General features: G+C 48.6%; 5 protein-coding genes. 2 read left to right on the top strand and 3 right to left on the bottom strand.

The window, feature by feature from the left end; translation table 11 throughout:
• Nucleotides 1–168 precede the first annotated feature (168 nt).
• The 3 genes from HQL65_20375 to HQL65_20365 all read right to left on the bottom strand — a co-directional run bounded on the left by HQL65_20375 (nt 169) and on the right by HQL65_20365 (nt 2726).
• Nucleotides 169–2058 (bottom strand): methyl-accepting chemotaxis protein, encoded by a 1890-nt coding sequence (locus HQL65_20375; GenBank protein ID MBF0138591.1) that lies wholly within the window; start codon nt 2056–2058, stop codon nt 169–171.
• A gap of 243 nt (nt 2059–2301) precedes the next feature.
• Nucleotides 2302–2538, bottom strand: a complete 237-nt coding sequence (locus tag HQL65_20370; GenBank protein MBF0138590.1) for a hypothetical protein — start codon at nt 2536–2538, stop codon at nt 2302–2304.
• Nucleotides 2535–2726 carry a hypothetical protein gene (locus tag HQL65_20365; GenBank protein ID MBF0138589.1) on the bottom strand — a complete coding sequence of 64 codons (192 nt, stop codon included), beginning with the start codon at nt 2724–2726 and terminating at the stop codon, nt 2535–2537. Before HQL65_20365 ends, HQL65_20370 begins: the two co-directional genes overlap by 4 nt.
• Nucleotides 2727–3167: 441 nt before the next feature.
• Here HQL65_20365 and HQL65_20360 point away from each other — a divergent pair, with 441 nt between their 5' ends.
• Entirely contained in the window at nt 3168–3491 is a 324-nt protein-coding gene (locus HQL65_20360) for a type II toxin-antitoxin system HicB family antitoxin (protein ID MBF0138588.1), read from the top strand.
• The gene (locus HQL65_20355; protein ID MBF0138587.1) at nt 3469–3705 is read left to right on the top strand and encodes a type II toxin-antitoxin system HicA family toxin; all 237 of its coding nucleotides are present in this window, start codon (nt 3469–3471) and stop codon (nt 3703–3705) included. The genes HQL65_20360 and HQL65_20355 overlap by 23 nt, the downstream gene beginning before the upstream one ends.
• Nucleotides 3706–3924 lie beyond the last annotated feature (219 nt).

The raw sequence follows: 3924 nt of genomic DNA, 5'->3' as shown, positions 1-3924 counted from the left end.
TCAGGAACGGGTTGCCCAATTGAAAACCCTTCTTTCCCAGGCCGGGTTGCCAACCCAGAGTGTTTCGCCGACCGGGCCGGATATCCCTCTGGAACTGAATATGCCTGAGTAGCAGGTCATTCTGCCGACATGGCCGGAACACCTCCCAAACCAAATATGCCCGAGCGGTCAGAATGATTCAAAATCCGCATCGTCATGGGTTTTAGATTGATCAGGGACGGGCAAGGCAAGAACAGTTTGGTTCGACTTGGTATGAGCGCGTCTGGGTTGATTGGGCGAGCGAACTTTCGATGGGGAGTGGTACCCTTGACCATTGCCGAGGTTGAACTGTGAGACGGCTTGCAAGAGCGTATCGACCTGTCTGGTCAGATCCGTGACCGATGTGGTCATGGCTTCGGAAGTACCAGCATTTTTTTGGATGGTTTGATCCAATTGTTGCAGGGATTGGTTGATTTGACCTGCGCCCTGATTTTGTTCATTGCTGGAAGTGGAAATTTCCCGGACCAGTTCTGCCGTTTTTTGAATGTTGGGAACCATTTGTTGGATAATGTTGCCGGCCCGTTCGGCTACGGTGACGCTGGATGCAGAGAGCGAACTGATTTCTCCAGCGGAACTTTGGCTGCGTTCTGCCAGTTTGCGAACTTCGGCAGCCACCACGGCAAAACCTTTACCATGCTCACCAGCGCGGGCCGCCTCAATGGCGGCGTTCAAGGCGAGCAGGTTGGTTTGTCTGGTAATCTCTTCGATGATGGAAATTTTGCCGGCAATGGCTTTCATGGCCTGCACGGCTTCACTGACCGCCTTGCCGCCTGTTTCGGCGTCCAGGGCTGCCTGGCTGGCAATATCCCCGGTCTGGTTGGCATTGTCAGCATTTTGTTGAATGTTGGCAGACATTTGTTCCATGGCGGCCGACGTTTGTTCAACGGCGGCGGCCTGTTGAGTTGCCCCTTCAGAGACAGTCTGGGATGAGTGGGCAATATCGGTGATTCCCGTACTCACGGCATGACTGGCTTTTTGCACTTCCTGGATGACGGCACGCAGTTTGGCCGTCATGCCGGACAGGGAATTGAACAGATCGCCGATCTCATCTTTGCGGTCCATGGTGCAACTGATGCTCAAATCCCCTTCTGCCAGACGATTGAACATGACGCCGCACTGTTTCAAGGGACCGGTAATGTTGCGGGTCAAAAGAAAGGCAGAGGTCATACCAACGATCAACGCAATCAAGCCAAATACGAGCATTTCAAGGGCATGCGTTGTGGCATCTTCCAGAAGGTTTTTTTTAATACTATCGATAAACTGGTCTGTGCCTGGTTTACCTTCACCACCGGATTCCACGATTTCCATCTGCTTATCCAATCCTTCGGCCAAACCATCAAATTTTTCCAAAAGTTGGCGCATGTGTTCATCGTGACTCATGAGTGCCGCAGCCTGGGTGACGATTTTTCCAATGGCGGGATATTTTGCCGTTAAACTTTCCATTTTTTGCCGATCAGCCTCAAACATGCCCTTGTACTTTTCAATGCCTGTATAGGTAAAGTCGTTTGCAGCCATGGCAAAGTGCCACATGGTTTGTACTTCACCCGCGCTCAGCTTGTCTTGCAATGCGGCAACCGTATCGGTGACGGTCTGGTCCAGAATATCCATCAATTCCATCTTGCGTCTGGCCATTTCAACGATTTGCTTACCTTCTTTATCAAGATTCTGAAATGTATCCTGGACGACCGTGGTATTTGAATTCGGCAGGAATTTGGACTCTTTCAGGGAAGCAATGCTTTTATCGGCTCCCTCTTTGCCCTGACGAGCGCGATCCAAGCCCTCTTTTTGGCGTTCGGGGTTGAAATTACTGCTGGCTTCCGATATGCCCCAGATCAAGCTTAAATAATTGATCCGGGTCTCCATGGCACCGTCGGAGGCTTTTATGGCTCTTTCCAATTCGTTTTTAACGACATGTTCCGTCACTTTGGACATGTCAATGCCGAGCCATGTGGTCAGCGCCAACAGCACCAGAATGACGGCATAGCTTACCCAGAGTTTTTTTGAAATGGTCCACTTCATGGGCATCTCCTTGGTAAAATAGTAATGGAAATTGGGTGATCTGATTGTCAGGAGATGGTTAACAATTATTAATTAAACAGTCAACCAGATTTTTTCCTCGACTTTGATGTGAATCAATTTTATTTAATTAAATAATATAAATAATTTAATATTCTTTATTATTTTAACCGGTATAATCGCTCTATTTATGCAACATGTTGAAAATATTTTGCTTCCTGCGCATTATCCCGGTTCGTTGCCATGTCAGGCCGTCAACCAGTTATTGCCTTGTTGGTAACGGCTTGCTTCGCGGTCGAGAAACTGACGGCACTCCTGTTCATACCCTTGCACGCAGGCTTTTTCCCCGGACGGTCCGGCAAGGTGATTTTCAGCTTGCTGGTAAAGCTGTAACAATTGTCTGACAAGGTGTGTCATGTTGAGTGTGGCAACCCGTTTCATGACTTCCTTCAAATCCAGATCCAGGAGTACATGATGGGTCACTCGGGCTGCATCTGTACGAGTCCCGGTTCGGACATGGATGGAAGATGAAGATATTCCGAAGTGACATCATCATGGGCCGTCAGGCGATTGATTCTTGCACTTGACATGCCCGTGATCAGGGCAAGCCACTTGTCGGTTGGCAGGTGGACATGCTCACGGATTCCCAGGAGCATGGCGATAGTAGTCAATTGGCACAATAAAACCACCAAGACTTTTGGGGGCAGTGATTCCCTGTTTACTCGGGAATTTTTCAAGCTCCACGTTCAAGACCGCCCGCAGGTCGGTGATGTCAAGGAATATTTGTTGGCGTGCGTTAACAGTTTTGGTAAAGTATTTTCCCGTGGAATGGGATCTTGAGTTTTTCAGAAACGAAGTGAAGCAGGAAATCCACGCATGGTCCTGTGATGTTCGTGCAGTGTTTATCCGCATTGCGCAAAGTGCAATCTGACGGGCCGAATCCGGGGATGCCATTCACTCGTGCGCCTGGTAATGGGTTAACGGCACACGACGCCTTGGATGATGAGTTTCGATTGTTTGGCGAATTGTTTGTGGTACAAAACATGCCGGAATGACACAGGCCCAGGTGGCGGAAAAGATGGGGAGCAGGATTCAGGAAAGGAGCGACGGCAATGGACACAGGAAACGCAGATTTGAAGGCAATTGTTTGTATTAAAAAGGAAGATGAGTGGTTTGTTGCGACGTGCCCCTTGTTGGATGTGGCGTCTCAAGGACGTACTGAGGCTGAAGCTTTAATGAATATCGAGGAGGCTGTCCGTCTCTTTCTTGAAACATGTTCTGAAATGGGAACCCTTGACCAGGTTATGCATGAAGCTGGGATTGGAAATTTCCAGCCGTTGCCAGCACCAGATCCTGTTTATCAAATCAATCACTTTGTCAACATTATCATTCCCAGAAATCAGCGGAATCAGTGTGTCCAAGCTTTCGCCCATTGACTGGCAAACGCTTTCCAAGGTCTTTGAAGCTGACGGTTTCCAGTTCGTCAGGCAATCTGGTTCCCACCGGATATATGTCAAACATGGCAGTACTCGCCCCCTGGTGATTCCTGCACACGACTCCGTTTCAGTTGGGGTGATCAAGTCCAACCTGAAAACCGCAGGGATGAGTCGGGATCGGTTTTTTGAGCTTCTGAAAATGGTCAAATCCTGATGCAGAATTGGTCCAGAATGGAATGGCACCGGGTTCCGTCCTGTCATGTTATCGACATAAAATGTTGATTGAAATCATATATTTCGTCTTTTATGCTGCTTGATGATATCAACAAGTTATCGTTGAAAGTGACAAGGTGGAAGTAAGCGGTAGGCACAAAAACAATCAATTCACAAGTAGACCCTGGCAGGGGAATTTGGCATGATCGCGACCTTGATT

Source organism: Magnetococcales bacterium, assembly GCA_015228935.1.
GTDB lineage: Bacteria > Pseudomonadota > Magnetococcia > Magnetococcales > DC0425bin3 > HA3dbin3.
Note: the sequence above shows the minus strand (reverse complement) of the source record. Positions and strands in the feature narration are given on the sequence as shown.